Source organism: Brakhagea slesvicensis, from assembly GCF_052161625.1.
GTDB lineage: Bacteria > Planctomycetota > Planctomycetia > Pirellulales > Pirellulaceae > JBKCUI01.
Genome location: NZ_CP197412.1, coordinates 2,408,232 through 2,431,367, shown reverse-complemented (window position 1 = coordinate 2,431,367; position 23,136 = coordinate 2,408,232). Strand labels below are relative to the sequence as shown.

The 23,136-nt window shown below is 56.1% G+C and carries 22 protein-coding genes; 16 read left to right on the top strand and 6 right to left on the bottom strand.

The window, feature by feature from the left end; all coding sequences use genetic code 11:
* Positions 1-4: 4 nt before the first annotated feature.
* The 3 genes from fliJ (at position 5) to SH467x_RS09235 (ending at position 2,994) form a co-directional block, all read left to right on the top strand.
* Entirely contained in the window at positions 5-463 is a 459-nt protein-coding gene (fliJ, locus tag SH467x_RS09245) for a flagellar export protein FliJ (protein WP_482370984.1), read from the top strand.
* A 20-nt stretch (positions 464-483) separates the two neighbouring features.
* Positions 484-1,131 carry a hypothetical protein gene (locus tag SH467x_RS09240; protein ID WP_482370983.1) on the top strand — a complete coding sequence of 216 codons (648 nt, stop codon included), beginning with the start codon at positions 484-486 and terminating at the stop codon, positions 1,129-1,131.
* Between the two features lie 72 nt (positions 1,132-1,203).
* Positions 1,204-2,994 carry a flagellar hook-length control protein FliK gene (locus SH467x_RS09235; protein WP_482370982.1) on the top strand — a complete coding sequence of 597 codons (1,791 nt, stop codon included), beginning with the start codon at positions 1,204-1,206 and terminating at the stop codon, positions 2,992-2,994.
* A 34-nt stretch (positions 2,995-3,028) separates the two neighbouring features.
* Here the strand turns inward: SH467x_RS09235 and SH467x_RS09230 are convergent, their stop codons facing one another.
* Entirely contained in the window at positions 3,029-5,092 is a 2,064-nt protein-coding gene (locus tag SH467x_RS09230) for a hypothetical protein (RefSeq protein ID WP_482370981.1), read from the bottom strand.
* Positions 5,093-5,108: 16 nt separating this feature from the next.
* A complete protein-coding gene (locus tag SH467x_RS09225; RefSeq protein WP_482370980.1) occupies positions 5,109-6,080 on the bottom strand; it encodes a glycosyltransferase family 2 protein in 972 nt (323 codons plus the stop codon).
* 144 nt (positions 6,081-6,224) lie between these two features.
* On the opposite strand from SH467x_RS09225, the gene SH467x_RS09220 reads away from it, so the two are divergent.
* From SH467x_RS09220 to SH467x_RS09210, 3 genes are all read left to right on the top strand, one after another.
* A complete protein-coding gene (locus SH467x_RS09220) occupies positions 6,225-6,362 on the top strand; it encodes a hypothetical protein (protein WP_482370979.1) in 138 nt (45 codons plus the stop codon).
* A 6-nt stretch (positions 6,363-6,368) separates the two neighbouring features.
* The gene (locus SH467x_RS09215; RefSeq protein ID WP_482370978.1) at positions 6,369-9,545 is read left to right on the top strand and encodes a DUF1553 domain-containing protein; all 3,177 of its coding nucleotides are present in this window, start codon (positions 6,369-6,371) and stop codon (positions 9,543-9,545) included.
* A gap of 71 nt (positions 9,546-9,616) precedes the next feature.
* A complete protein-coding gene (locus tag SH467x_RS09210) occupies positions 9,617-11,086 on the top strand; it encodes a DUF1501 domain-containing protein (protein WP_482370977.1) in 1,470 nt (489 codons plus the stop codon).
* On the opposite strand, the gene SH467x_RS09205 is transcribed toward SH467x_RS09210, so the two are convergent.
* Entirely contained in the window at positions 11,083-11,973 is an 891-nt protein-coding gene (locus SH467x_RS09205) for a sensor histidine kinase (protein ID WP_482370976.1), read from the bottom strand. The genes SH467x_RS09210 and SH467x_RS09205 overlap by 4 nt on opposite strands.
* Before the next feature lie 168 nt (positions 11,974-12,141).
* On the opposite strand from SH467x_RS09205, the gene SH467x_RS09200 reads away from it, so the two are divergent.
* From SH467x_RS09200 to SH467x_RS09165, 8 genes are all read left to right on the top strand, one after another.
* On the top strand, positions 12,142-12,420 hold the full coding sequence (locus SH467x_RS09200) for a hypothetical protein (RefSeq protein ID WP_482370975.1): 279 nt from the start codon (positions 12,142-12,144) through the stop codon (positions 12,418-12,420).
* A gap of 223 nt (positions 12,421-12,643) precedes the next feature.
* On the top strand, positions 12,644-13,030 hold the full coding sequence (locus SH467x_RS09195) for an acyl carrier protein (protein WP_146677320.1): 387 nt from the start codon (positions 12,644-12,646) through the stop codon (positions 13,028-13,030).
* Positions 13,031-13,038: 8 nt separating this feature from the next.
* On the top strand, positions 13,039-13,590 hold the full coding sequence (locus tag SH467x_RS09190) for a 3-hydroxyacyl-ACP dehydratase FabZ family protein (RefSeq protein WP_482370974.1): 552 nt from the start codon (positions 13,039-13,041) through the stop codon (positions 13,588-13,590).
* 53 nt (positions 13,591-13,643) lie between these two features.
* Positions 13,644-14,927 carry a beta-ketoacyl-[acyl-carrier-protein] synthase family protein gene (locus SH467x_RS09185; RefSeq protein WP_482370973.1) on the top strand — a complete coding sequence of 428 codons (1,284 nt, stop codon included), beginning with the start codon at positions 13,644-13,646 and terminating at the stop codon, positions 14,925-14,927.
* A gap of 39 nt (positions 14,928-14,966) precedes the next feature.
* Positions 14,967-15,368 carry a hypothetical protein gene (locus SH467x_RS09180; protein ID WP_482370972.1) on the top strand — a complete coding sequence of 134 codons (402 nt, stop codon included), beginning with the start codon at positions 14,967-14,969 and terminating at the stop codon, positions 15,366-15,368.
* Between the two features lie 7 nt (positions 15,369-15,375).
* Positions 15,376-15,747: a cold shock domain-containing protein gene (locus tag SH467x_RS09175; protein ID WP_482370971.1), complete on the top strand. Its 372-nt coding sequence runs from the start codon at positions 15,376-15,378 to the stop codon at positions 15,745-15,747.
* 46 nt (positions 15,748-15,793) lie between these two features.
* A complete protein-coding gene (locus SH467x_RS09170; protein ID WP_482370970.1) occupies positions 15,794-16,822 on the top strand; it encodes a Gfo/Idh/MocA family protein in 1,029 nt (342 codons plus the stop codon).
* Positions 16,823-16,866: 44 nt separating this feature from the next.
* Complete coding sequence (locus tag SH467x_RS09165) at positions 16,867-18,177, top strand: hypothetical protein (RefSeq protein WP_482370969.1); 1,311 nt, start codon at positions 16,867-16,869, stop codon at positions 18,175-18,177.
* Positions 18,178-18,241: 64 nt separating this feature from the next.
* Here the strand turns inward: SH467x_RS09165 and SH467x_RS09160 are convergent, their stop codons facing one another.
* The 3 genes from SH467x_RS09160 to SH467x_RS09150 form a co-directional block, all read right to left on the bottom strand.
* On the bottom strand, positions 18,242-20,242 hold the full coding sequence (locus SH467x_RS09160) for an NAD(+) synthase (RefSeq protein ID WP_482370968.1): 2,001 nt from the start codon (positions 20,240-20,242) through the stop codon (positions 18,242-18,244).
* Between the two features lie 13 nt (positions 20,243-20,255).
* The gene (locus SH467x_RS09155) at positions 20,256-20,648 is read right to left on the bottom strand and encodes a DUF4440 domain-containing protein (protein ID WP_482370967.1); all 393 of its coding nucleotides are present in this window, start codon (positions 20,646-20,648) and stop codon (positions 20,256-20,258) included.
* Between the two features lie 66 nt (positions 20,649-20,714).
* Positions 20,715-21,641: a lysophospholipase gene (locus tag SH467x_RS09150; RefSeq protein ID WP_482370966.1), complete on the bottom strand. Its 927-nt coding sequence runs from the start codon at positions 21,639-21,641 to the stop codon at positions 20,715-20,717.
* 236 nt (positions 21,642-21,877) lie between these two features.
* Between SH467x_RS09150 and SH467x_RS09145 the strand changes: the two genes are divergently transcribed.
* Together SH467x_RS09145 and SH467x_RS09140 are read left to right on the top strand one after the other, a co-directional pair.
* Positions 21,878-22,147: a hypothetical protein gene (locus SH467x_RS09145; RefSeq protein ID WP_482370965.1), complete on the top strand. Its 270-nt coding sequence runs from the start codon at positions 21,878-21,880 to the stop codon at positions 22,145-22,147.
* Positions 22,148-22,327: 180 nt separating this feature from the next.
* Complete coding sequence (locus tag SH467x_RS09140) at positions 22,328-23,128, top strand: DUF1559 family PulG-like putative transporter (protein ID WP_482370964.1); 801 nt, start codon at positions 22,328-22,330, stop codon at positions 23,126-23,128.
* The last annotated feature ends 8 nt before the right edge of the window (positions 23,129-23,136 follow it).

Sequence of the window (23,136 nt, the reverse complement as noted above, 5' to 3'; positions counted from 1 at the left end):
GACGATGGCGAAATTTCGACTTGCGACCCTTCTCAAAATTCGCGAACGAGAACGCGACCAAGCGGCCAAAGGGGTACAGGACGCTCGGATGGCTATCGACAAACTCACAGCCCAAAAGCAGGAACTCCTAGCCGAGAACGAGACGATGAACTCGATTCGAAAATCGGCCAGCCAAGGAGCCATGAACTTGCAAAGCATCTTGGATACACAGAGATTTCAAATGGTGCTCGGAGCTCAGGTGCAACAGATTGATAATCACCTGGGCACGCTCCAGCAAGAATTACAGCGACGCGAAGCCCTGCTATTAAAGTGCCAACAGGGAGTGAAGTCGCTGGAGAAGCTCCGCGACCAACGAGCGGAAGCAGAAGAAGTGCTGGCGCTTCAAAAACAACAGGAGCGAACCGATGAATGGGCAAGCGTTCGATTCGCGATGGATATTCAATCGCAGTCCAATGATTCGTAAACGAATGCAGAGAGGTTGAAATGTCGAAACTCATTCAGTTCTTTCTTTGGACTTGCACCTCCATGCTACTCGGCTTGATGGCGATCATCGGAATGGCCGCAGCGAAAGGGAACTTCGATCGGGATACGTTGGTCAAAATCGTTGCCCTGCTGAGCGGGATCGATATCCAAGGAGACCGGCTCGCCGCAGCCATCCAGAGCGGCAAAGCAGCACCGGTACCTACCTACGACGAAGTGCTCGATGCCAAGGTCAAAGCGCTTCTCCAGTCCGACTCCAGGTCCGCCGCGCTCGACCGGTACAAGAAGGAGCTCGACGATCGAGCCAAACGGCTGCAGGAAGAATCGGATCGCCACAACGCCCTCGTCGCGGAGTTCAAGAAGACAGTGGCACAAGCCGAGGAGGCAAGGCAGACGGAAAGCCAGCAACAGATCCGTGAAATCCTCGAAGCGCTCGATCCTGCCGCAGCGAAACAGCAATTGGTGGCCATGCTAGAAAAGGAACAGAAAGCCGAGGTAATCTCGATTATGAAGGCGCTGGATGCCGATAAGCTGAAAAAGATCCTGGCAGAGTTTGCCGATCTTGCCGATCAGCAAAAGATTTCCGAGATCCTCGAGGAGATCCGCGTGCGGGGAATGGGGACCGACACCACCCCTCCAAAAGCCCCCTAACGGACCGAATCGTCGATCCGATCGACGAGCCGCGAAAGCTGGCAACCCGCAAGGACTGGGAGGGATTAATCGATGGCCGAATCCGAACGCGTTCATTCCTCATCCACAACCCCATCCATCTCGCTCCCATCTCGCAAACGCTTTGGCGGTGACGTTTCGGCGAAACGTTTTCAAGAAGAGCTGCTGAATTTGGATTTCTTCCCGGCACGTTCGTCCGAGCCCATCGACCCGTCCGCTTCCGCGACGGAACCACTTCAGGCCGGGCAACCTATCACCGATTCCAGCCCGACAGCGACAGAGAAGCAATCGGAGCCGTCAGACCAATCCGACGAGGAAGAGCCAGCGGAAAGCCAGCCGGCCCTATCGGAATCCTACCCTCTTCTTTGCAACCCCACCTCCTGCCGCGCACCCGAAAACGCCCCCGTCGATGCAGAGGGGCCGTCCGATGAAGATCTAGAACTCGTCGCGGTCAATTCGCAACAGGATGAACAAGATCGCTCGCAACGCCAACCAATCGAACAGCTTGTAGCTCGCCGGGGTGAGACAACCGAAGCCGATAGCTCCGTGATTCACACTCCAACTTCTCCTGCGGACAATATCGAGTCCGCTGAGCAACAAACATCTCCCGTTGATAGCAATCCGAAATCATCGATGCCCGAGACGTCCGACGGTCCTCCCATAGAAACGAAGGGAGATGCCGAACCCAAGCTTTCGGAATGGTCATCCACACAAACCATGGTCGAGAACGAGGGACGCCCACGGCCGAAACGGCAGGCGGACGATTCCAAACGATCCGCAGCCACCGAAGAGACTTCGGCGCAACGACCTGCAACGAACGACGAGGCTCCCAACCCCGACGGAATCCAATTGTCTGCCGGTTGGAAAGAAGCGACGGACGAGCAAACCGTTCCGAAAATGGAACGGCAAGACTCGGACGCCAACCCCAAGAGTCGTCGTGCCGATCGCTTGGAACGAGACAAGCGTTCGGGAAGAGACGAATCGAAATCCTCCGAGACAAACGTATCCGAGTCTCTGGTTGATTCCGATGGGACTGCTTCGCAAGCGTCCGATGCGACCACACCCTTCGCAATCCAAGCCGATGCGATCTTGAATGGTCAGACCGGTATCCCCACCGAAGTGGTCACGGCAGGTTTCACCGACCCATCGGCGGCGAGCGTTACTACCACCGGTCCGCAAACCTTGGCTACCTCTGTTACGCCATCCCTAACAACCAATCCCTCGGCGAGCGACTGGAACGCAGCAGGCGCGACGGCCACGAATGGCATCGACTCTGCATCGCCATTGGGTGCATCGTTTAGTTCATCCAACGATGGGCAACGAGTAGGCTCTACCGCGGGTACGCAAACAGGAACCTCTTCGGTCCGCGGTTCGCTGACCCCTTACCAGGAGAGCAAACTGGTGCAGCGGGTCATGCGCGGATTTGAACAACTGAACGAGGGGGGAGGGCAAGTGCGATTGCGTCTACACCCACCCGAGCTTGGTACTCTCCAAATGACCCTTCGAATTGAGTCGATGCAGGTCTTCGCCCGGTTGGAGGTTGAGAACACGGTCGCTCGCGACGCGTTGATTCAGAACGCGCAAGCTTTAAAGGATCAGTTGGCAGCCCAAGGCTTTGAGGTGGAGCGATTCGAAGTGGAGATTCGCTCGGAGGTCGGGGGGGATTCAGCAGGTTTGGATGAGCGTTCGGATCAGCGCGGTGAGAATCCGCGCTGGCAAACGCTCGAAAGTCGCTACGCGGTGATGCAATCGAATCGAATCACCGAGGGGCCTCGCGATCCGCAAAGTGCCCCCGCTCGAACGCCTTGGTTTCGCAACGGGAACAACCTCGACCTCACTGTCTAGACTGGTCCGTACTGTCTAGACTTGATACTACTGTCTAGATCGTTGGAATCCCGTTCCATTGCATCCAGTTCCAAATCCAGGTCTGCGACCATGGATTCCAATGAGGGTAGGTCGCTGCGAGAGCGGATAGAAATCCAAGCGTACCGACCAGCGCAATCCCCCATCTTCTCTGCAGCAACCGATGCGCGACCGGAGCGGACGCGATCAGCCAAAGCGGGTGGAGCCACAGCAATTGCCGAAACGCGGACGTCGTCCCACCATAGTTCCTTTGCCGCGTATCGAGCATGAACAAATAGAAAATGATGCACGCCGCGCTGACCGCGAGCAGCGATATCCCCCAAAGTTGCTGGTCGCGACGCGCACTCCAGCAAGTCACCAAGAGTCCTGGTATGGCGAGCACCAGCAAAGGGGTAAGAGAGAGAATGCCATGGTGCCCCAGCGTTGCGTGGAAGACGTATCTGCCCAGATCCTTTTCCCCAAGATCCAATGGGTTGTCTGGTCGGCGCCAATAGCTGTCGACCTTCTTCCCATCGAAAAGGCGAATGAAGTCGTAGTCGTACCAGTTCTCTTTCGTCCTGCTATCGGCAGTATTCACGTCGCCAGCCCCGAACGAATAAGGGGGACTCCATCTTCCATGCGCCACATAGTTGGTTCCGAAATACGCCAGCAACACCAATACCACAGCAGGCGTTCCCACAAGCAGCGTTTCTTTCGGCGCCCGCCAAAGGAGCAGAAGTCCGAACATTCCCACCATACTCGCTGCGGGAAGCTCGCACGCGAATGTGAAGGCACTCCAGAATCCGACCCAGGCAAAGTCGCTCCACGCGCGACTTCCTCGCCAACATTTTGACGCGTACCAACTCGCGGCCGCCGCGCTGATCGCCCCCCACGTGTGATTGTTGATCGCCACATGAAACGTGGAAAGAAGTGTCGCAAAGCAGATCCCCGCCATGATCACCACAAACGTGAGATCCTCATCACACCACTCGTCCAACAACCGAGCACAACACCACCAACCAATCCCCATCGGCAGAACGTTCACGATGAGCAAAAGGATGCGCCCAAGCTCAAAAGGATGATCGCCGAGAGTCCAACCTGTCAACTTGTGCAAAACCCAATACGGGGCTGCGATCAAAGTCGCTTGCAGCGGTGGCTTGCTCGAATACAGCTTTTGCTCACCTTGGGAATTCATATGGCTGACGATATCGACCGAATCCCAAGCGGGCTCGTATTCGAGAATCGAGTTGACTTCAAAGGTTCCGTGCTCGACGAGGGAGCGAACGGTAAGCCACCGACTTCGATCGTTCCCACTGAGGAACGGACGTTGCTTGTCGGTTTCCTTGAGTACCATATCCACGATCGCTTGGGTGCTGTAAAGCTCGTCGATCCGCCGTGAGTCTCGTTTGCGAAGCTCGATAGGCCAGTGGTGTTTCGCCTGTTGTTTGGCGGCTCGAATGGATTCGGCGATCTCCGGGGAACGGAGTTGTTCCTCGGTAAGCGGAGCCATGACGGCGCCGTCTTGGGCGCTCGATGGTACGGGTTTTAGATTCTCCAGTGCTCGCAGATAGACGGCGAGATCTTCGGTGTTGGCCGACTCGAGCGACTCCAGCGCCAGCCATCGCAATTCCGCGGCAAGATCCTCGTGACGATACTTGGTTTCCCCAACGACCTTTTTCACCAAAGCTTCGGTGGTGATCTTTTTTCGACGGGAATCCCAATTATCGCGCCTCGACTGAATGGGCCATTTGCGAGTTGCCTTCTCTTTCGCTCCCTTCGCAGCATTGGCGGCGGCATCGCCTTGAAGCACCTCCGGATCGAATCGAAATTCGCGTCGCAATGTTTCTTCGTAGATCGCGAGATCCTCTGCGTTGGACTCTTCTCGAGCGATGACTGCGAGATACTTCAACTCGTCGAGCAAATCGTTTCGTAGGACTTGCTCCAGGCTCAGCATGTTCACGGCATTGATCGAGAAGATCCTGCCGCTGATCTGCCCTAACCCGATCAAAATCAATAGGACGGCGATTCCGGCCCGAATCGGTGATCGAAAGGGGGCGGCCTGAGCGATCGAAGATTCTGGACTGGGTGTCGAATTCGACATCGTTCAATCTCCAAGGTCACGAGTTGGTTGGTGTCGACTCGCCAATACTATCCCGAATCGAAAACGGTGGGTTGCGATGCGCCGCATTCGCGACGACAAGTTCCGCCAGCAATCCAGTACTCAAAAACTGCAAGCCCGCAATGAACAAGATCATCGAGAGATAAAAGAGCGGAGTCTGCGTGAGATGAAACGGACTCGAATCGCTGAAGGCGCGTGTCAAAACCCACAGCGAACAGAGCAAGAAAAAGATCGCCACGGAAAGGCCACATGCGAACAACCCGATGCCCCCGAGAACATGCTGCGGTCGATAGCGAAAGCGAGTGAGGAACACAACCGTAAAGAGGTCCAAGAAACCTTTGAGAATGCGTGAGACACCGTACTTCGAAACTCCATGGATGCGAGGGTGGTGCTGCACAGCAAGCTCTGCGACGCGATACCCGCGCGAGTTGGCGAGAACGGGAATAAAGCGGTGCATCTCGCCATACATTTGGACTTCCGAGAGAACCTCGCGGCGATAGGCCTTGAGTCCGCAATTGAAGTCATGCAAATGGAGCTTGGTCGTCGCGCGCAGGATTCCATTGAACACGAGGGATGGATATCGCTTGTGCCATGGGTCATACCGCGTCTGTTTCCAACCGCTCACCACATCGTATCCCTCCTCCAGTTTTTTCAGGAGGCGAGGAATCTCGGCGGGATCGTCTTGCAAATCCGCATCCATGGTGATGACGTAATCCCCGGTGGCCCGCTGAAATCCTGCGTTCAACGCGGCTGCTTTGCCAAAGTTTCTACGGAACCGAATCGCGCGCACCGCAGTTCTTTGCGAAGCGATTTCACGGATCACCTCCCAGGATCGATCGGTGGATCCGTCGTCGACAAAGAGGACTTCGTACGGGCCCAATTGGTTATTTTGGATTGAAGCGTCGATGCGCTCGACAAGTTCTACCAGGGAGTCTTGCTCGTTGAGCAGGGGGACGACGATCGAGATCATGGACCAGCGCGGTGTGGGGGGAAAACCATGATTCTAGTCGATTCCGAGTGTTCGGGGCAGTTGTCCAGTGGCTCTGAGCCGACTGTTCCCCCCTTCCCACCCAAGTTCTAGCTTGCTTTCGGCATTTTCGTTGTAGAATAGGGATTGGCGGTTTCGATCGAAATCCTATTGGTCGAGCCGTCCCCACCCAACCTTCCTGTCCCCGATAGCCGCGCTCCGTCCCTTTCGATCCTTTCACCGATCCGGCAAGGGACGCTGGGCTTCATCTTGTTCAATCGATGACGACCTATGCTCCATCACTTCGTTTCATCTAAGGCCTCGAGTTGGGTGATTGGGTTGCTCTGGATACCCTTTCTTTCCGCTCCCTCTCTCGCCGAAGGGATGATTCAATACAACCGAGATATCAGACCGATCCTCACCGAAAACTGCTTCGCGTGCCATGGCCCGGATGCCAACAAGCGAGCGGCTGATTTGCGGCTTGATGTTCGCGATCAAGCCATCGCAGGTGGGGCGCTGGTGCCTCAGTCGGCCGATGAGAGCGAGCTTTGGAAGCGGATCATCTCGACCGATGCCGATTCCGTCATGCCCCCACCGGAGTCCCACAAATCGCTCACCGAGAAGCAAAAGGAACTCCTTCGCCAATGGATTTCCGAAGGGGCCGAGTATCAGAGCCACTGGGCTTTCATTCCCCCCAAAAAGCCTGAGCTTCCCCACGTCCGCAACGGTGGCTGGGTGCGCAATCCGATCGACCGATTCATCTTGGCCGAGCTCGAACGCCGCGGCATGGAGCCTTCACCGGAAGCGGATATGCGATCGCTTATTCGGCGCGTCTGCTATGACTTGACCGGCCTTCCTCCCACCCCTGAAGAGATCAAATCGGTGCTGGAAGACCCCAGCCCCGATCGCTATGAGAACTATGTCGATCAGCTGCTCAAACGCCCCGAATGGGGTGAGCACCGAGGCCGCTATTGGCTCGACTACGCACGCTACGCCGACACGCACGGGATCCACTTCGACAACTTCCGCGAGATGTGGTCCTACCGGGAGTGGGTCATCAACGCCTTCAACCGAAATCTGCCGTTCGACCAATTCACCATCGAACAGCTTGCAGGGGACCTTCTCCCCAATGCAGACTTAGACCAACGCATCGCGACCGGTTTCAATCGCTGCAACATCACCACCAACGAAGGTGGAATCATCGACGAAGAATATCGAGTCCTCTACACGCGCGACCGAGTCGAGACGACCGGTCAAGTTTGGTTGGGACTGACCGTAGGATGCGCCGTCTGCCACGATCACAAATTCGATCCGATCAGCCAGGCGGAGTTCTACCAAATGGCTGCGTTCTTCAATAACACCACGCAGGCCGTCCGCGATGGCAATATCAAAGACACACCTCCTATCGTTCCCGTACCGCTGGCCGAGGACCGCGCCCGAGCCGCCGAACTCGAAGGCTTGATCGCCAAATCCAATGAAAGTATCCAAACGCGAAAAGATGCCGCGAAGGTGCCCTTTGAAAAGTATCTGACCGATCCAGCTACGACCTCTGAATTGGCTTGGCCATCCCTCGGCGTCTCAGGAGCCCCCGAAACGCATGTCCCTTTCGTGGCCTCGGAAGCGCGATGGCTGGAGAGCGTTCACCAAGGTGTCTATCGTCGAACTCCGTTGAGCCAAGACGCTACCCTCGCCGCAGGCTACATCGGCCCGAAGGCTTGGGAAGTGCGCGATGTATTCCCATCCCTACCCGTCGGTGACTTGGAACGAGATCAACCATTTACGGTGGCGCTATGGGTCAAGCCGACCAACAACCAAAACGGATCCTTGATCGCCCGCATGGATGAGGCCAACGGCCATCGAGGCTGGGATATCTGGACAGAGAACGGCACGGTGGGTATGCATTTGATCCACAAGTGGCCCGAGGACGCGCTCAAAGCAGTCTCCAAACCGAAGCTCCCGGCGAACCGATGGAGTCACGTCGCGGTAAGCTACGACGGCTCGTCGAAAATCGAAGGCCTGAAGATCTATATCAACGGGAGCGAAGTCGATCGCACGGTTCAATCCAAAACGCTCACGGCGACCACACGCACCGAAGTCCCCCTCACAATTGGACGCCGCCACACCAGCGCTCCGGCGGACAAGGCTGTAATCCAGGACATCCGAATCTATCGTTCAGTCGTTCCGGCGGACGCGATCGCCGAGTTGAAATCGAAGTCGCGACGAGATTTCTTGTTGGCCAAGTCCGAGCGATCGGACGCCGAGAAGGAAGAACTCTTCACCCATTACTTGGCCACGCGCGACGAAGAATCGATTCGCCTGAACGCCGAACGCAATCAACTGGTTGCTGAGCAAAATGCCATCCGGCAGCGAGGCACCATCGCGCACGTCATGCACGAAGCGGACTCCGCACCCATGGCCTTTGTGCTGACTCGCGGAGATTACGACAAACGAGGGACGGAGGTCCAACCTGCCATCCCCGCCGTGTTGCCCCCGATGGCGGAGGGACTGCCAAAGAACCGCTTGGGCTTCGCGAAGTGGCTGCTGCAGCCCGATCATCCGCTGACCGCGCGTGTCACCGTGAATCGCTTCTGGCAAGAGGTCTTCGGAAACGGCTTGGTCCCCTCGGCCGGGGATTTTGGTATCACCGGGCAGCTGCCCACCCATCCGGAACTTCTCGATTACTTGGCCGTCCACTTCCAAGAGGATGGCTGGAATATCCGGAACTACTTCCGGTCGATCGTCACCAGTTCGACTTACCGTCAAACCGCCAGCGTTTCTCCAGAAAAACTGGCTCGGGATCCTTCCAACAAACTGCTCGCCCGCGGGCCTCGATTCCGGATGGACGCCGAAATGATCCGCGACACCGCCTTGGCCACCAGCGGACTGCTCGTGTCGAAGATCGGTGGGCCGAGCGTAAAGCCCTATCAACCTCCAGGAGTCTGGGAAGCGGTCGCCATGCCGGAAAGCAACACGCGAAACTACGTGGCCGACAAAGGAGAGGGTTTGTATCGACGAAGCATCTACACATTCCTGAAACGAGCCGCGCCCCCTGCCAACATGGAGGTGTTCAACGCGACCGCTCGCGAGGTATGCACGATCCGACGCGAACGAACCAACACACCACTTCAAGCGCTCGTTACGTTGAATGACACGCAGTTCGTGGAGGCAGCGCGCGTCCTGGCAAATAGGGTCTTGAAGGAGCCGGGAGCTGGAGCCGAGGTTTCGTCGCGCGTTCAATGGATTGCCGAGCGGCTTGTCGGCCGACCACTTCGAGCCGAAGAGGTGCAAGTGGTCCAAGGGAGCTATCAAGAACTATCGAGCTTCTACCAATCCAACCCGGAGCTCGCCACCCAGCTGCTCCAGGTGGGAGAGTCGAAGAACGAGGAGTCGATACCACCGGCGGAATTAGCGGCCTGGACCATGCTGTGCAATGAACTGATGAACTTGGACGAAGTCATCACCAAATAATTGGATTCCTTCGAATCCAACGCTTGCTGAGACGTCGAAACGAACCCTACTTTTACGATCAAACCAGAACCATGATTCATCCGCTGTTTGAGGAATACGTTCGCAGCGAAACGCGACGCCAGTTTTTTCGACGAGGCGGCAACGCGATCGGACTCGCAGCGCTCGCGTCGCTAGGGCTGCCAGTCGGCCAAGCGTTCGGGGAGGACGCTCCTGTGACGGGCGGATTGCCCATGCTCCCCCACTTCGCCCCCAAAGCGAAACGGGTCATTTACATGCACATGGTCGGCGGTCCTTCGCAGATGGACCTTTTCGACTACAAGCCTCAGATGAACGATTGGTTCGACAAAGACCTGCCCGAGTCCATTCGCAATGGACAGCGGTTGACGACGATGACCAGCGGCCAGTCCCGCTTTCCCATCGCCCCGTCGAAATACAAATTCGCGCAGTACGGAAAGTCCGGCATGTGGGTATCGGAGCTGCTCCCTGAGACGGCCAAGGTGGTCGACGATATGTGTTTCGTGCGATCGATGCACACCGAAGCCATCAACCATGAACCTGCCATCACGTACATGCAGACAGGGAATATGGTCACAGGCCGACCCTGCATGGGAGCTTGGGCCTCCTACGGTTTAGGCTCCATGAACAGCAACCTACCGACTTTCGTCGTCTTGGTAGCGCAACCAAGCAACACCGAGCAGATCCAAGCCATCTCGGCGCGGCTCTGGTCGTCGGGGGTACTCCCAGGGGAACATGCTGGAGTTAGCTTCCGTTCCTCAGGCGATCCAATCCTCTATATCAACAATCCGGCCGGAGTGCCGATGGACGTCCGCCGCAAAACACTCGACGGATTGAAACAGCTCAATGAAATGAATTTTCGCGCGGTCGGCGATCCGGAGATCCATACCCGCATCCAACAATACGAACTCGCGTTCCGCATGCAATCGAGCGTCCCGGAACTGACGAGCATCGCCAATGAACCGGAGAGCACCTTTGAACTGTACGGCGAGGATGCAAAGAAGCCAGGTACCTACGCCAACACCGTTTTGCTTGCCCGGCGCATGGTCGAGCGCGATGTGCGATTTGTTCAAGTCTACTTGAACAACTGGGATCACCATGGCAATGTGGCAAAACGCCTACCATCGCAGTGCAAAGATATCGATCGCGCCACCTTTGGATTGATCACCGACCTCAAGGCCCGGGGTTTGCTCGATTCGACCCTCCTGATTTGGGGCGGAGAATTCGGTCGAACTATTTATTCGCAAGGGGGCCTGACCAAAGACAACTACGGGCGCGATCACCATCCTCGCTGCTTCACCATGTGGATGGCGGGCGGCGGGATCAAGCCGGGGACGATTTACGGTGAAACCGACGACTTCTCATACAACATTGTGAAGGATCCCGTCCACATTCGCGACTTCCACGCCACGGTTCTCCATCTGCTCGGAATCGATCACGAACGATTCACCTTCAAGAGCCAAGGACTGGACTTGAAATTGACCGGAGTGGAGCCAGCGAGAATCGTGAAAGAGATTCTTGCCTAAGCCCCAGTGCGACATGCGTCGTGAGAGAGGGGTTGTGCATCCGATGAAGCGACCGTCTGCGGAGACGTTTCCACAGACGTTTCGGCTGCCGTTTCTGCGACTGGAATGCGAATGGAGAAAGCGGTCCCTTTGCCGACGGTGCTTTCCACCCGGATGCGACCTTTGTGGTTCTCCACGATCTCGCGGCAGACGCTCAGCCCTAGCCCTGTTCCCCCTTTGCCGGTCTCGTCCGGACCTTTCTTGGTGGTGTAAAAGGCTTCAAAGATTTTGGGAAGTTGCTCGGGTGGAATCCCGCAGCCCGAATCTCGGATCGTCAACGCGACCGAGTTCGTCTTTTTATCCAAGGTTAATTTGATACGGATCGTTCCGTTCTCGCCGATGGCTTGCCGGGCATTGGTGAGCAAATTCAACAGAAGCCGCTGGATCTGGCTCGGTGAAGCGAACACAGCGGGGACTTCGTCCAATTGCATCTCAACGAAGATGCGATACTTCTGCATCTCCCTTTCGAGGAGAACCAGCGTGTCTTCGACGAGCTGCCCGAGTTGGCAAAGCTCCAAGTCGTTGGGGCGACTGCGCGAGAGCCCAAGGACGGTGGAGGTGATCTTGGCACCTCGATTGGCCGCGTCCAGGATCCGCGTGAAAGCCTTCTCACGAGTCGGCTCGTCCTTGTAACGCAGCCCCATCTTCGCGTAGTTGATGATGGTCATGAGAAGGTTGTTGAACTCGTGCGTGGTCGTGCTCGTCAGCTCCCCCACCGCAGCCAATCGCTCGACTTGCATGAGACGCGATTGCAATTCCTCGAGCCAAATCGCTGAGGAAGCATCCTCATGACGCTGCGTCGAAGAAGCTGGCAGAGAGGCGGTGGTGGAGAGCTCTTGATTTTGCATTGGGTTTCGCAAAGGAAGAGTAGTCGGTTCGATCTGGCGACACGCACGAAGAAAGATTATCGTCCGGAGGGAAAGTCGACCTGGAGGCTTAGTTGGAGCTTTTCAGGCAAAGTCGAGCTGGAGCGGCTCGGGTCCCCGAACGGAATGCGAGCTTGGGAGAGTTGCGAAATGCAGGGAACGGTAGACAAGCTGGAGCGAGTGCTTGCAATCGCACTCGAGGAGGGAATTCATATCCGGCGAGAGTGGCTTCGAGGTGTCCGCGGCGGCTTGGTTCGCGTGGGTCGGCAGCCGATCCTTTTTGTCGACGAATCCCTCACTGTCTCCGACCAATGGGATCAAGTTCGTGCCGCTTTGGCACAGTTAGATTGGACTGACACCCCTTTTGGGGAAGAAATTGTCGATCTGCTGGGGGGCAAAGAACCTGTTTTGCCAAGTATCTTGGCGTAGTCCAAGGCATTGGAGACGAGAGGCCGCCATGCTAGGAATCCGTCTCTCTGACTCGACGCAAATCGAGAAAAAGCTGCATGGGGCTAGCCAACCAAGGCTAAAAACGTTATCTAAATGCTTCGATTTTGGCGATAAAGCATAACCTGTTCGCCTTTTCCACCGTTCGGACAATGCGCTGAGCTTTGTCCCAATATTTCGACCAAAGGTTCGAGGAATCATTGAAATGCCAGTGAGTGAAGAAGTCTTTACCAAAGTCCAGGCCGCGCTGACCGATGCGCTCGGAGTCGATGATTCCGAAGTGACCGAAGACGCGACATTGGTGGGAGATTTGGGAGCGGAATCGATCGACTTCCTCGATATCGTTTTCAAGCTTGAGAAGGCGTTCGGGATCAAGATCGCGACAGAGGATCTCTTCCCTAAGGACATTCTCACCGACAGTCAATACGTTCAAGACGGCAAGGTGACCGCATCGGGTCTCGCCGAACTCAAGAAGCGGATGGCTTGGGCAGACCTTTCCAAGTTCGAGCAAAATCCTCGTGTTCAGGACTTCGGTAACCTGCTGACCGTCAGCGATCTGTGCCGATACGTCGAATCCAAGGTTGCAGCGTAGGGTAACCGATGCGTTGGTTTTGGATTGACCGGTTTACAGAGTTCGTTCGCGATAAACGAGCTTGCGCCATCAAGAACATCTCCTTTGGCGAAGAGCCGCTGGACGACTACCAGCCTGGCCACCCGCACTACCCTCATTCGCTTATGATCGAGGGTATGGCACAAACGGGTGGGCTGCTGGTTTCGGAGCCTGGTGGGTTCAAAACAAAAACGGTCCTTGCGAAAGTTTCGAAAGCGGTGTTCCACCGCTTGGTCGTGCCCGGCGACCAAATCCACTTCGAGGCCGTCATCCAAGATAAACAACCGACCGGTGCCATTATCGAGGGGACGATTCGTGTCGACGGTGAAATCGTCGCAGAACTGGAACTTTGGTTTGCATTTCTCGACGAACGATTTGGGGAGTCCGCTCTGTTCCCCCCGGAAGATCTGCTCCGAACACTTCGCATTCTGAAAATGTTCGACGTTGCTGTCGACCAGAACGGCAATAGAATAGGACCTCCAGCCCACATGATCGAGGCGGAGAAAGAGGCGGCAAAAGCATTCGCGCGATCGGCTGATTAGATCCTTATCCAGCCCCAGCCCAGTTCCTTCTGCATTTTTGGAGTGATAGTTTAATGCGTCGACGCGTTGTCGTTACAGGGATTGGGATGATCAATCCTCTCGGTCATGACGTGACCACGGTGTGGTCCGCCTTGAAAGAGAGCCAAAGCGGGGTCGGCAAAATTTCCTTGTTCGATCCGACCGGCTACCCCACCACCATCGCAGCCGAGGTGAAGGCTTGGGACGTCAGTCGATGCGGCGAAGACCCCAAGGTTTGGAGTCACCGCGGCCGCCATACGCGATTCGCGATCGGAGCCGCCCACCAAGCGATCCGGCAATCCGGCATCCTCGACTCAGGATTAGATCCCACGCGACTCGGGGTTTACATGGGTGCCGGGGAAGGGAATCAAGACTTCCACAACTTCACCACCATGATGGCCGCGGCCGTTCAAAACGGTCCCTTTGATCTCTCCGCTTTCCTGCGCAAAGGACGAGAAGTCCTCGACACCAAAGCGGAGCTCGAGCAAGAACCCAACATGCCCGCCGCGCATCTGGCCGCCCTCTTCAACGCCCAAGGCCCCAACTCGAACTGCTTGACCGCATGCGCTGCGAGCAGCCAAGCGGTCGGGGAAGCCACCGAGCTGATCCGCAGCGGCGACGCGGATGCGATGATCGCAGGGGGAGCGCACAGCATGATCCATCCCTTCGGATTGACCGGTTTTAGCCTTCTTACGACTTTGTCGCAACGAAATGATGCACCTGAGAAAGCATCGCGTCCTTTCGATAAGGAAAGGGATGGCTTCGTGCTCGGTGAAGGAGCGGCCATCGTCATCCTTGAAGAATACGAACACGCTCGCAAACGGGGAGCGGAAATCTTTGGCGAGATCCTTGGCTATGGAAGCACGGCCGACGCATACCGCATCACCGACATTCACCCGGAAGGACGCGGAGCGATCGGATGCATGAAGCAAGCCATCGCGGACGCCAAGCTCAACATTGAGGAGATCGGCTACGTCAATGCGCACGGAACAAGCACATCGGTGAACGACCGGACCGAAACGCTCGCTTGCAAAGGAGTGTTTGGTGATTACGCTAAAAAGATTCCTGTCTCCAGCACCAAAAGCATGATGGGACACCTTATTGCTGCTGCGGGCGTCACCGAAATGATTGTCTGCCTGATGGCGATTCGCGATGGTGTATTGCCACCCACCATCAATCAAGAAACCCCAGATCCAGACTGCGATCTCGATTACGTCCCCAATGTAGCCCGCCCAGCGAAGATCGAGGTCGCCCTCAACAACAGCTTCGGCTTCGGTGGACAAAACGTGACCTTGGCCGTTGGCAAACTTCGAAGTTAGATCGAACCTAAAACCAGCTTGGTCGCGCCAAGAACAATCATGGTCCCTTTAAACGATGCAACTCTCTTGGCCTATATCGAGGAAGCGTTGCCAGCCGAACAAATGGCAGAGCTGGAAAAGAGATTGCGTCAGGACGCGCCGATCCGTGAGCGATTGCTGCAATTGGTCGCCCAGCGCGATCACGGGGTACACTCCATCGGGGATATTTGGCGTCGCCACCGATTGAGCTGCCCCACCCGGGAAGAGATCGGTAGCTATATCCTCGGCGCAATGAACGAAGACCGGAAGGACTATATCCGATTCCATATCGAAGAGATCGGTTGCCGATTCTGCAAATCGAATTGGGAAGATCTTTCCGAGAGCCATCATCAAGAAGCGGTCCGTGCTCGCCGCCGCAAGTACTTTCAAAGCAGTGTGGGCCGAATCAAGGCCGAAGGTTAGGTTGCTAATGCGAGTCGGAACGATTGTCAAACTCGTGGAAGATCGAAAGTTCGGATTCATTCGAACCGAACACTTTCGCGAAGACGTTTTCTTCCACCAATCCACCCTCAAAGGCTTGGTCTTTCGACGTCTTGAAGTTGGCCTCGAAGTGGAGTTCGAGATCAATGAGATCCTTCGAATGGACGAACAAAAGTTGGAAGCGACTCTGGTCCAAGCCGCATCGAGACCTCTTTCGAAATCGTTGACCGAACTGCCGATGCGGGAAATGCTCGCGTCGCATCATCCTCGCGCCCGACAAAGAAAACCAACCTGGAGAGAAAAAAAGGACACCGCTCCTCCGAACGACGATTCTGCCCAGCCCCCCGAAACGGTAGACTAACGCCTCGATAGCATTTGTTTCTCACTCGAGCAATCGACTTGGCAACATGGTAAACGTCGGATTAGTTGGTATCGGATTCATGGGCTGGATCCATCAACTGGCTTATCGCCGCAGCGACAATGCAAAACTTGCTGCGTTCTGCTCCCGAGATGCAAAAAAACGAGCTGGGGACTGGCGGGGCATCCAAGGGAACTTTGGCCCCCCCGGTGACCAAATCCATCTCGATGGCATCGCACCATTCGAATCCTACGACGCAATGCTGCGCGATGCGAACATCGATGTGGTCGATATCTGCCTCCCACCCCATCTGCACGCAAATGCGGCCGTTCAAGCCATCGAGCACGGCAAGGATGTCTTCTGCGAGAAACCGATCGCCCTCACCGCTGTCGATAGCCAAAGGATTATGGACGCCGCCAACGCCAATGGCCGCATCGTGATGGTCGCCCACGTTCTTCCCTACATGGGAGCTTTTGCATTCGCCACCGAACTGGTGCGAAAGGGAACCTACGGCAAACCCATCGGTGGTTACTTCAAACGAGTGATCTCCGATCCGACATGGATTCCTGACTTCTACGACCCTGCGCGCGTAGGTGGTCCACTCGTTGATCTCCACGTCCATGACTTGCACTGGATCCAACTGCTCTTCGGCAAACCAGTCAGCGTCGATGCGATCGGACGTATGCGCGGAGATGTCGCGGAATATGTGCACGTGCTTTATCGTTTCCAAGACCCCAACATCTGCGTCGCCAGTAGCTCGGGAATCGTCGACGCTCCTGCTCGCCCGTTCACCCACGCGTTCGAACTCCATCTAGAACACGCGGCCCTGCAACACGAGTTCGCAGCCTTCTCCGATACTCCGGAAACCATGCCTCTCAAAATCCTCACGCGCGACGGCCAAATCCTCCGCCCCGATCTGCCCGGTGGAGACGAAATCGATGCCTTCGTGGCAGAGATTCGCGATATGGCAGAAAGCGTGCGAACCCGACAAGTGGCGCCGCGACTGAACGGCCAATTGGCCAGCGAGGCCGTCGAGTTGGCTTTGCAAATCCAATCGCAACTGGCCGGCACGAAGTAAAGGCTCGACTCGCGCGAGCCACCTTAGCGAAGGATCCAAAGCATATGCGTCCGTTCACAAGCGGTGGGTCGAGTCTTGCTATCCTCGTCCTTGCCCTGCTGGCATCGGTGCAATCTCTCGTTCAGATCGGCTTCACACAAGAAGTTCGCACGACAAGCGAAGGTTTCCGCGAACTCGTCGCCCCGAACATGCGGTTGATCACCGATCTGGAGATCGATGACGAATTGAGGCGATGGCCTGGATACCTGGAGCAAGCGACCGAGCAGTGGAAGCGAATCTTTGCCCCATCTCCCGCCAAACTCGCAGGCCCCGGGCCAGTCGTCTATCTCGTCGGCGATCGCGCGCGATGGGATCGCAGCGGACTCCTTGCTCAAGTACCTCGATTAGAGGATGGATACCAGCTTGGAGACCATCTCTTCGTCGTCGAGCAATCCACTACCTTTTACCGTCGATTGCTGTTCCTCCACGAGGCGACACACTGGATTATGTATCGATGGCAAGGAGGCGCGGGCTCCCCATGGCTGATGGAGGGGATGGCCGATCTTTTCGGGACGCATCGGTTCCAACAAGAAAGACTCGAATTGGGCTATTTCCCCACCAAACCGGAGGAAGTGCCCGGCTGGGGGCGACTTCGATTGATCCGCGAAACGCTTGAACAAAAAACTGCACCAAAGCTTTCTGCGATCGTCTCCTTTCCCGATATGCGGCAGCAGCGAATGGAGCGATACTCCTGGAGCTGGGCGGCTTGCACATTTCTCATGGGACACCCCGAACTCTCGAAAGAGTTCCAAACGATCTATCGAGGCAATTTGGACTACGGCATGACTTCCTCGCAACGATTCTTTCAAGCGATGGAAGATCAGTGGTCGGGATTGTCCCTGCGATGGCGATGCTTCGTCGATGATCTTGACTTCGGTATGGATATCGCTCGTTCTTCGTTGCTCCTCGAAGGCGTTTCGCTAGCTGAGAACAGCGCCAGCCCAATCGAAACGAAGATTGCATCGGACCGGGGCTGGCAAGCGGTGTGGGGGCCAGTCCCTCCAGGTACGAACGTGAAAATCGAAGCCTCCGGACGCTTTGTGATAAGGCAGCCCCCTAGCGCACCAGCATGGGAGTCGGAAGCAGCGGGCGTGACAGTGGAATACCATCGCGGATTTCCCCTCGGCTGCTTGATCGGAGTCTGGGCCGAAGTGGACTCTGAACAACCCTCGGAACCTTGGACCCCCATCCGAATCGGTAAAGGGACCTCACTCGAATCCCCCTCCCGTCCCGCAATCCTCCTCCTTCGCATCAACGAACCTTCTTCTGGATTGGCCGATAACCAAGGCTCCCTCAATATCTCGCTCGGACCTTGATCTCCACTCCTTGCTGCGAGCTTGGCGCCTCAGCGAGAACCCTTCTGCCCCGCTGTCGCGTCATTCACCCTTCACGCCAAATGCTTGGATCCGCATCGCTGGGCATGCGCCAATCCCCGCGAGGCGACAGCGAGACCGTTCCCACTTTTGGGCCGTCGGGAACGCACGTCCTTTTGAATTGCGCTGCGAAGAAACGTTTCAGAAACATGTCGAGCCAATGATCGATTTCGCTCTCGGTGTACGGCTTGTCAAAGGAGGCCGCGCGAGCCAATTCGCGAATCTTTGCAGGCGGGGCTCCGGTTCGGACGAAGTGATAGAGAAAGAAATCGTGCAGTTCATAGGGCCCCACCGTCGCCTCGGTGCTTTGCTCGATCGTCTTGTCCTTGGAAAGGGGCAACAATTCTGGGCTGATAGGTGTTTCCGCGATATCGAGGAGCACACGACGAATCTCCCCATCGTATTTCGCTTGCGCTACGTGTCGAACCAAAAATCGGACCAGCGTTTTGGGGACCGAGCAATTCACGTTATACATCGACATGTGATCGGCATTGTAGGTGCTCCACCCCAGCGCGCTCTCGGATAGGTCCCCAGTTCCGATCACAAATCCCCGGCTCATGAGAAGCAGCGTTCGCATGCGAGCTTGCACATTCTCAAAAACCAAATCATGTCGCTTGCTGCTCGGCAAATGCTCCAGTTCACGCTGCAGCGACTCCCATGATTTGCCCTCACAAGTAACGCCGAAGGGGGAATGATTCAGATTCTGAAAAATCTGAAAACAACTCGCGCGGATATCGATCAATTCGCTGCGCAGTCCAAGCAGCCGAATCAAGTCCAGCGCGTTGCGTCGCGTTTGATCGGAAGTCCCAAATCCCGGCATCGTGATCCCGAGCACGCGCTCGCCCGACCAACCCATGGCATCAAGCATCTTGGCAGCCACCAGCGTCGCCAATGTACTGTCCAACCCTCCCGATACGCCGATGACTAGCGGCAGATCCGACGGCAGTTGCTGGACTCGCTTGGCGAGCGCGGCGATCTGAATCTCGAAGATCTCATCGCACCGCTCCTGCAACGCAGCGTTCTCTTTGGGGACGAAGGGATGGGGATCGATCCAGCGTTGCAAAGGTCGCGACACCCGCTCCAGAGCAAAAGGAATGCGACGAAACGTTGGTTCAGGCGCGAGCCGTTGATGCATCGTTCCGGTCGCCCGTCGATCTTGCTCAATGCGATCCAAATCCACATCGGCCGTTGCAAAAGAAGCGATCGGTCCCAATCCGGCAATGGGCCCAATCGGAAGCCCCGTTCCAATCCGCTTGGATTCCGCCAGCAAACTGCCGTTTTCAGCGATCAAGCAATGTCCGCTGAAAACAAGATCGGTTGTGGACTCAGACGGACCTGCACTCGCGTAACAGTAAGCCGCATTGCATTTGCCCGACTGGGTTGTAACAAGTCCTCTTCGATAAACCGCTTTGCCCACCGTCTCGTTGCTCGCAGACAGATTCAACAGTACGTTCGCCCCCGCGATCGATTGGTAAGCGCTCGGCGCAAGCGGCACCCACAAGTCCTCGCAGATTTCAATCCCGATCACCGCTTGTTCATGCTGAAAAAGCAAATCGCATCCGAGCGGAATCGGATAGTCTACTTCGGTGCATCGAATTGTCTGACTCAATCCTTGCCCGGAATGGAACCACCTTCCCTCATAGAACTCTTGGTAGGTCGGCAAGTGCTGTTTGGGTACCAATCCGATCACCCGACCATCGGTGAGTACAGCAGCGCAGTTCAACAGTTTGCTTTCGTGTACCCACGGAAGCCCGACGACGATGATTTGATTCGAAGCCACAATCGAGGCCAGTTCGAAGAGTTCATGCCGGCAACGATCGAGTAGGTGCGATTGTCGAAACAGTTCACCGCATGTGTAGCCGCTGAGACAAAGCTCGCCAAAGAGCACGACGTCCGAGTCGGTAAAGCGCTCAATCCCACGTTGAATGCAAATCCGATTCGCGTGCGGGTTTCCTACGCTGGTAATAGCCGAAGCGGTCGTGACACGAAGAAACCCGGTTGGAGTCATAGGTCCAAGCCCCTTATGCGGGGGAACGATGGAAATGCACGTGCTTCCATTTGCCGTTCTGACGATGCCAAACGCGAGTCTCCTCCATCGCGGTCGTGACCGGTTTCCCGTCGACCATCTTTTGTGTCAAACGCACGTAGGCGATGATCCCAACATCGCCGATGATCCGAATATGGGGTCCGATCATCGTCGACTGAACAGCGCTCGGAGCACCTCCGCCGGGAAGATTGAAGTAGTAGCGATGGAAATCCAATCCGTCGACGAGATTGCCGAGCGCTTCCGGTTCGAAACATGTCAGGGTAGGGTCGCAGATTTCCGCGTACGCATCCCAATCCCCGGCGGTGATGGCGACCAAAAGTTGTTGGGTGCGAGAGAGAATCGCATCGCGATCGGATTCCAAAGACATCTGCAATCAGCCTTGTACAAAAAATGGGGTTCCAGCCTTCATCGACCATCCGCCGACGCCACTATCCTATTCGCTTGAATGGTGATTGACTATGGAGGTTGCACGGGCATGCTGAGGAATCGAGAATGCGATCACGCACTGCCGCTTCATCCAGTCCGAGACGTAGGCGAAAAATCGTTCTCGTTGCAGATCATCATGCAGGTCGTGACGACATCCCATCCAGATCTTGAGCCTGGCAAAACCGGGGGCTGCTGCTGCGAACTCCGCGCTCGCTTGTGGACTGGTGAGCGTATCCTCGGAACCGTGCATGAGGAGGGTCGGAACTCTCAGCGAACTTGCGTTTTCCAAGGCCCAAACACCGCTATCGATCAGGTTGATCGCAAGGCGTAGGGACATCGCACGGTGGACATAGCGATCGCGTAGGTATGCGTCCTGGGCGCGTCGATCGTGACTGAGCTTGTCGACCTGCACCGGGGCTTTGATTCGCCAGTTTGGTACCCGCTTGGCAAGCCATCGACCTGCGTCCATGAATCGCTCTCTCGGCATTGTCGCAGGCCTGAGCATCGGCGAACCCGCCACGATACCTCGAATGCTCTCACAAATTGAAGGTCGGCGCAGCGCGAGATTGAGAACCAGATTCCCCCCCATGCTTTGTCCGAACAGGAAGCTTGGGATATTTCCAACCAGCCCCCGTGTGTACTCCGCGCTGGCTTCGACGTCGTCGAGCAACTGCTCGTACGATTGGATACATCCACGTCGACCAGGGCTGCGACCGTGGCCAATCAAATCGACAGCCGTCAATGCGATCCCCATCGCCGCCAAAGATGTTCCCATGCCCGCGAACCGCTCACCATGATCACCAAACCCATGGATGATCGTCAGGGCCGCCCAAGGTGCTTCTCGGGCAGGATGCCAAGCGTGCGTGAAACGTGTCGAGCCTCGCAGTTCGGCGACCCTCGATTCGCAAGCGACAGATGTTCCGTATCCAATCACGCTCTTAAAACCTTCGGCTCGAGTTGTCTCTCTGCCTTCCCGTCTAGCTAATTCGCCAAGGCGGAAAAGTCGATACCTTCACCGTTACCATCGGAATCCGATCCACGAAAGCTGAGTCAAAGACGACCCAATCCGAAAAGGTTTCGCAACTCCGAAGAATAGGTAAACGAGGAAAGGTCCCCAGCCGATATTCGGGATGTCTTCCAACCCTTACTGAGAACGCTAGCATTCATCGCATGCTGAACCATCCCGCTGACAAGATCCGACAAACGTTCCGCGAATACGTCGCATCGAAAGTGACCATCCCCACCGATGCGATCATGCTCGAAACAACGTTGATCCGCGACGGCATGTACTGCGGTCGGCGGTTCGCACTGGAAGGCTATTGCATTGTCTTCTTCGCCGAAGAAAAACAGATCAAACTCTATGGCCCCACAGGGACTGTCGAATTCAGTTGCCCGCTGGCAGCATTTCTCGCTCCCTCATCGCAATCCATCGCAGCCTAGCCCTACCCCCCCGCCGCAGGCGTGCCCAATCGCCTTCGCCCCCTCAGGGTTGCACCGAACCACGTCCGAGCGGCTCGGCAATGATCAGCAGCTCCAATGGCGCAACCCCACCACTCGAGTACAATCGAGAGCCAATCAAATCGCATCCCGCGCTGGTTGCCTACATTGCGAGTCAACAGGATGAAAACTTTCGGCACTCGATCTCTGTTTGTGGCGATGGCGGTCGTTGCAGGCCTCTGCGGCTTGATCTACCCAGCGGTTCGCGCGGCTCAAAACGCTGCCATGAAAATGCAGTGCATGAACCATGTCAAACAGATTGGCCTCGCCTTTTGGAACTATGAATCCATGTACCGGCGATTGCCGATGGCCATCGAGACCTCTCAGGAAGGCAAATTATGGCGTAGCTGGAGATCACATCTCTATCCAACCTTTATGGAACAGGCCCCTCAGCTCTATGATGTTTCGCAAGCATGGGATTCCAAAACGAACTTGCGATTGCTTGACGGAACCCCCATTACGACAGCCGCAGGTAAAGGGGGAGGATCAATCACCAGATCCGTAGATCGCATCCCTTGGTGCTTCAAGTGTCCCGCATGCACGAGCCCAACCGGGGTGAACTATGTCGTCATTATCGGAGAAGGAACGGTATTCCCGGAATCGGCATCCACTAAGTTTTCCGATATCACCGATGGGCTAGAGAATACACTGCTCCTCGTCGAGTCCATCAATTGCACCCCCGACTGGACAGAGCCTCGCGATCTCCACGTGAAGACCATGGACTTCAAGGTCAACTCGGAGATCAAACCCTCGATATCAAGCTTTCATACGGACGGCGCGAATGTCTGTTTTGCTGATCTGGGTGTCTTTTTCATGACAACCCGTATCACCGAGCTTGAACTCCGGGCCCTGATCACTATCCAAGGGGGTGAGAATGTGAAGCGGCAAGACTTGGTTGCGCGCGGTGTTCTCATTCAGCAATGACCTTTTCT